Origin of the sequence: Ilyobacter sp. (assembly GCF_041583315.1) — a bacterium.
Classification (GTDB): Bacteria; Fusobacteriota; Fusobacteriia; order Fusobacteriales; family Fusobacteriaceae; genus Ilyobacter.
The window spans coordinates 1-1,591 of the sequence record NZ_JBFHGC010000612.1 but is presented as its reverse complement, the minus strand read 5'-3'; the positions used below and the strand labels follow the sequence as shown (position 1 = coordinate 1,591).

Annotated in this window: 2 protein-coding genes; one reads left to right on the top strand and one right to left on the bottom strand. The window is 37.7% G+C overall.

What is annotated here, in order from left to right; all coding sequences use genetic code 11:
* Window positions 1–295 precede the first annotated feature (295 nt).
* Window positions 296–1,294 carry a PTS transporter subunit IIC gene (locus tag ABZA26_RS14745; RefSeq protein ID WP_372715242.1) on the top strand — a complete coding sequence of 333 codons (999 nt, stop codon included), beginning with the start codon at window positions 296–298 and terminating at the stop codon, window positions 1,292–1,294.
* Window positions 1,295–1,343: 49 nt separating this feature from the next.
* On the opposite strand, the gene ABZA26_RS14740 is transcribed toward ABZA26_RS14745, so the two are convergent.
* Window positions 1,344–1,591, bottom strand: a 248-nt coding sequence (locus tag ABZA26_RS14740) for an SsrA-binding protein (RefSeq protein WP_372715241.1), incomplete at its 5' end; no start/stop codon positions are given.

Genomic DNA, 1,591 nt, shown 5'->3' with positions numbered 1-1,591 from the left:
TTTTCTTTAAATAAAGTGCCCTTCCTCTAAAAAATCACTAAAATCTCAAAAAATATTTAGTTATTTTTTTCACTTTAATCATATGCATAATCAACTTCATAACATCATTTTATGCATTTTAACCTCGAAAATCTTTTTTTTAAGATTGTGAATTTTCTGTACAAATACCTATAACCCCTTATTTTGTTGGAATTTTTATTTGTATTTATTTGAAAAATATATTACTCTATATGTGTACATCTACAAAAATAAAAAATTTATATAGTAATTCAATTTTATTTAAAGGAGAAAAAATATGTCTAACAGAAAACCTGGAAGTAGTTATATTACAAAGGTATTAAACGGAATGGCACTAGGACTTTTTGCCTCACTTATTATCGGGCTTATACTGAAGCAGATAGGTAAATATTCCGGGCTGGATTTTCTAAGCCATTACGGACAGATTGCACAGTATATGATGGGGCCGGCCATTGGAGCAGGAGTTGCTTACTCTCGTACCAAGAGTCCGCTGGGGATATTTTCAGCCCTTATCTGCGGAGCTATCGGAGCAGGTACCATCAAGGACGGTGGAATCTTCATCGGAGAGCCTGTGGGAGCCTTGGTGGCATCACTTATAGGGGTGGAAGTAGCAAGACTTGTAGAGGACAAGACCAAGCTAAACATAATTATTGTTCCTGCAGCCACTATAATAGCAGGAGGACTGGCAGGATCATTTATCTCTCCTACCATAAGCAGTCTCATGGGTATGCTTGGTGGATTTATAAATTATCTTACTACTCTGCATCCCGTACCTATGGGGATACTCATATCCGTAGTGATGGGTATAATACTTACTCTTCCCATCTCAAGTGCGGCTATCTCAATATCTCTAGGCCTTTCAGGTCTTGCTGCAGGAGCATCCATAGTAGGATGTTCGTGTCATATGATCGGATTTGCTGTTTCCAGTTTTAGGGAAAATAAGATTAGCGGGCTGGTTTCTCAGGGGCTGGGTACATCCATGCTCCAGATATCAAATATAATAAAAAATCCGTGGATAGCCCTTCCTGCCGTTGTATCTTCTGCAATTTTGGGTCCTGTTGCCACTGTGGTTTTCAAAATGGAAGGAAATAAAATCGGTGGTGGAATGGGTACTGCCGGACTTGTAGGTCAGATTTCTACCTTAGAAACCATGGGAAGCAGTGCTCTTGTAAAGATAGCCATCCTTCACTTTATACTCCCTGCCATTCTCTCATTTACCATAAGTGAGACAATGAGAAAAAAAGGAAGAATAAAATTTGGGGATATGAAAATATAAATAAAATGCCGGCTGAATTCAGCCGGCATTTTATTTATAAAGTTTTAACTTAGTATTTTTCTTTTAAATCTCTGTCCATTTGTCTCTGCTGGTCCCGCTTTGCCAAACTTTCTCTTTTATCGTAGTTTTTCTTACCTCTGGCTAGGGCAATCTCTACCTTCACAAATCCTTTTTTTGTATATACAGATATAGGTACAATGGTACAACCCTTCTGGGTTACCTTTTCATGGAGCTTTTTTATCTCTTTCTTATGGAGAAGGAGTTTTCTCACTCTTTTTTCATCTGGGTTATATGTAC